The organism is Streptomyces cahuitamycinicus, from assembly GCF_002891435.1.
In the GTDB taxonomy this organism is placed as follows: domain Bacteria; phylum Actinomycetota; class Actinomycetes; order Streptomycetales; family Streptomycetaceae; genus Streptomyces; species Streptomyces cahuitamycinicus.
On sequence record NZ_POUC01000581.1, the window covers coordinates 1 to 3,968 of the forward strand.

A 3,968-nucleotide genomic window follows, 5' to 3' on the forward strand; every position below is an offset into this window, starting at 1 on the left:
CAGCAGGACCAGGGACGGGGCGCAGGCCGCGCAGCCGGTCCAGAGGAGGAGTTGGGGGATCGTGGCGTACTGGGTGGGGGTGATGACGCCGGCGGTGATCGCGGTCAGGAGAGCGGTCAGGGCCGCTCCGAGGGTGGCCAGGGTCAGGCCGGCTCGGTGGTCGGCCTTGGCCAGCTCCGCGCGGACCGCCTCGGGCAGGCGCGGCGGGCCGAGTTCCGCCGTGTGCTCGCCTTGGAGTGTGGTCATGCGTACTCCTCGCTGATCAGCGGTTTCCCCCGAGTACCCCAAAGGGTGGGCAGTACACCGGAGTTCAGGCGTTCCACGTCTCGTCGTACGGATCGTGCGGGGTGGGGACCGGTCTGGCGGTCGTCACCTCCAGGTACGGGATCGGGCCGCCGTTGACCGGGTCCTTCATGCGGCGGGGGGTGTAGGTGCCCGTGATCTCCAGCCAGGTGTCCGGTCGCAGGACCGGCGGGATGGCGCCCGTAAGTGCGATCTTGACCGGCTGGGCGTCGGCCGCGCAGCAGTTGAGGCCCATGCGGACCAGGTAGGGCGTGCCCTTCCGGTCCAGGGTGACGAAGCCGGTGATCTTCAGCCGGCGGTCGCGGAGGGAGCGGCCGTCGTCGTAGATCGCGCGGCCCGCGTAGTCGGCCACGGCGAGGCGCAGGGGTGCGTCGCCGGCGGGGAGGGCCGGGAAGCCGAAGGGCTTCGTCAGGGCCGTGCCGGTGTGCGCCGCGCTGTAGGAGCCCAGGGCCGGCGGGGCGACCAGGATCAGGGCGAGGACCGGGAGGGTGAGGAGCCAGGAGACGCGGGGCTCACGGTGACGGTGGTGGTCGTCGGCGGGGGTGCGGCGGTCGTACCAGAGGGTCGCGGCCGCCGTGGCGATGAGGACCGCGCCCGCCAGGAGGACCAGGGGGCGCAGGCCCTCCTTGACGTAGCGCAGGTAGAGGTCGGTCGTGCCGGCGTGCAGCAGGGTCGCGCCGAGCAGGAAGAGGAGGGCCGTCTGGGCCAGGCGGTTCACAGCAGGACCGTTCCGGTCAGGGCCGATACGACGACGGCCAGGGCGAAGGTCGCGGGGGCGAAGCGCAGGGCGAAGGCGCGGCCGAAGGTGCCCGCCTGCATGGCGAAGAGCTTCAGGTCGATCATCGGGCCGACGACCAGGAACGTCAGACGGGCCGTCAGGGAGAACTGGGTCAGGGACGCCGCCACGAACGCGTCCGCCTCCGAGCAGATGGAGAGCAGGACGGCCAGGACCGCGAGGACCAGGACCGACAGCACGGGGTTCCCCGCCGCGAGGCTCAGCCACTGCGCCGGGACCACGGCCTTCAGGGTCGCCGCGGCCATCGCGCCGATCACCAGGAAGCCGCCCGCGTGAGTCACGTCGTGGCGGACCGAGCCCCAGAAGGCCGCTCCCCTGCCCTGGCCCTCGTACGACGCGCGCGCGGACGGCCGGAGCCAGTCCGTGCGGCCGAGGCGGTGCCAGAGCCACCCCATCGAGCAGGCCACCAGCAGGCTCGCGACGAAACGGGCCAGGACCATCTCCGGGTTGCCGGGGAACGCCACGGCCGTCGCCGTCAGCACGATCGGGTTGATGGCGGGTGCCGAGAGGAGGAAGGCCAGGGCCGCGGCGGGCGTGACGCCCCGGCGGACCAGGGCTCCGGCCACCGGCACGGACGCGCACTCGCAGCCCGGCAGCACGGCGCCGGCGACGCCCGCGACCGGGACCGCGAGGGCCGGGCGCTTCGGCAGGGCCCGGGCGAAGAACGACGGCGGCACGAACACCGCGATCGCCGCCGACAGCAGGACACCGAGCACCAGGAACGGCAGCGCCTGGACCATGACCGCGACGAACACCGTCATCCAGCTCTGCATCACCGGAGCGGACAGGGCCCCGCGGATCGGGTCCTGGAACATCACCGCCGTGAGCAGCAGAAGGGTCAGCAGGAGGGGGGAGTTGAGGTGCCGGCCCTCTTCTCGGCGGCCTTCTTCCTCACGGACCGCTTCCCCGTGCCCCGCCTCCCCGCCGCCGTCCGCCTCGGCGTCACCGGGCTCGGCGTCGTCCTGCGGGGCGGTCTTCGTGATGGCCACGGGCCCGGTACCTCCGGTGGTGCGCGAGGGCATTGCCCATTCCCTCCCCTTGCGTACGGACGACGACGGCCGGGCGTTCACGCGACACCGCCCCCTTCTGGAACCGGCCGTCCCGGTGAGGCAGTCTTCTCCCCGTGGGGAGTGTTCCGAACCAAGGTCAGCCGAGTGATCCGGCCACGCACATGATCGTGTGCGGTGACGACGGGCTCGCGCACCGGCTGGCCGCCGAACTCCGCGGTGTCTACGCCGAGCAGGTCACGCTCGTCGTACCGCCCTCCGGGAGGCAGGTGCGCCGGCCCGTGGCCGGGCGGGCCCGGGCCGCGTCTGTGGCGCTGCTCGACCGGGTGGTGAGCGCGGCCGCCGGCCGAGCGGGTGCGGGCGGCGGCGAACCGGCCCCGATCGAGCAGGTCGTCGAGGCCGCCGAGGTCACCGAGGCCGTGCTCACCGAGGTGGGCGTCGACCGGGCGGCGGCGCTGGCGCTCGTCTACGACGACGACGAGACCAACATTCGCGCCGCGCTCACCGCCCGCCGGTTCAACCCCCGCCTCCGCCTCGTCCTGCGGCTGTACAACCGGCGGTTGGGGCAGCACATCGAGGAACTGCTGGACCAGACCGCCGCCGTCACCTCCGGGGACGGGCAGGGCGCGGGCCTCGACACGTCGACGACGGTGCTGTCCGACGCCGACACGGCCGCGCCCGCGCTGGCCGCCACCGCCCTCGTCGGCACCAGCAAGGTCCTCCAGACGGAGGGGCTCGTGCTGCGTGCGGTGGAACGGCAGCCGCCGCGGCCGGGCGAGGTGGCCGACCCGGGGCTGTGCACTCTGGCGTTGCTGTCCGCGACGAGCAACGACCCGGCCGGCGCGGACGGTTCCGAGGGCAGTGGGGAACTCGGGCCGCAACTGCTGCCGGACGAGGCGGCGGTGGCGGCGGCGACCGGGCGCGCCACCGTCGTCCTGGAGCAGGTGTCGTACTCCGGGCCGCCCCTGCCCGCCGGGCGGGGTGGCGTGCCGCCGTTCGCCTCGCTGTTCTCGCGGCGGCTGCGGTGGTCGCTGGCCGGGCTGGTGGGCTGTGTGCTGGCGCTCGCCGTCGCGTTGACGGTCGTGACCGATGAGCATCCGCTGTACGCGACGTACGTGACGCTGCTCGACCTGTTCGGCATCAACGATCCCGCGTTCCACGAGTCGACCGGGGAGCAGGTGCTGCAACTGCTGTCCGGGCTGGTCGGGTTGCTGCTGCTGCCGGTGCTGCTGGCCGCGGTGCTGGAAGCACTCGGCACGTTCCGCAGCGCGTCCGCGCTGCGCAAGCCGCCGCGAGGGCTCGGCGGGCATGTGGTGCTGCTCGGGCTCGGCAAGATCGGGACGCGGGTGCTGACCCGGCTGCGGGAGCTGCACATCCCCGTGGTGTGCGTGGAGTCCGATCCGGACGCCCGCGGGATGGCCACGGCGCGACGGCTGCGGGTGCCGGTGGTGCTCGGGGACGTCACGCAGGAGGGGGTGCTGGAGGCCGCGAAGATCCACCGTGCGCATGCGCTGCTGGCGCTGACCAGTGCGGACACGACGAACCTGGAGGCGTCGCTGTACGCCCGGTCCGTGCGGCCCGATCTGCGGGTCGTGCTGCGGCTGTACGACGACGACTTCGCGACGGCGGTGTACCGCACGCTGCGGGCCGCGCATCCGTTCGCCCTCACGCGGAGCCGGAGTGTGTCGCATCTGGCCGCGCCCGCGTTCGCCGGGGCGATGATGGGGCGCCAGATCCTGGGCGCGATCCCCGTGGAGCGGCGGGTGCTGCTGTTCGCGGAGGTGGAGGTGGCCGGGCATCCGCAGTTGGAGGGGCGGACGGTCGGGGAGGCGTTCCGGGCCGGGGCCTGGCGGGTACTGGCG

General features: G+C 73.7%; 4 protein-coding genes. 1 reads left to right on the forward strand and 3 read right to left on the reverse strand.

Features of this window, described 5'->3' with window-relative positions; all coding sequences use genetic code 11:
• The 3 genes from C1J00_RS39615 to C1J00_RS39625 all read right to left on the reverse strand — a co-directional run.
• A partial coding sequence (locus C1J00_RS39615; RefSeq protein WP_500691500.1) for a Pycsar system effector family protein occupies positions 1 to 246 on the reverse strand: 246 nt, incomplete at its 3' end.
• 64 nt (positions 247 to 310) lie between these two features.
• Entirely contained in the window at positions 311 to 1,021 is a 711-nt protein-coding gene (locus tag C1J00_RS39620; RefSeq protein WP_102913703.1) for a TIGR03943 family putative permease subunit, read from the reverse strand.
• Positions 1,018 to 2,088: a permease gene (locus C1J00_RS39625; protein WP_245936695.1), complete on the reverse strand. Its 1,071-nt coding sequence runs from the start codon at positions 2,086 to 2,088 to the stop codon at positions 1,018 to 1,020. The genes C1J00_RS39620 and C1J00_RS39625 overlap by 4 nt, the downstream gene beginning before the upstream one ends.
• 182 nt (positions 2,089 to 2,270) lie before the next feature.
• Between C1J00_RS39625 and C1J00_RS39630 the strand changes: the two genes are divergently transcribed.
• Positions 2,271 to 3,968: NAD-binding protein (locus C1J00_RS39630; protein WP_102913705.1), on the forward strand; the 1,698-nt coding region annotated here is incomplete at its 3' end.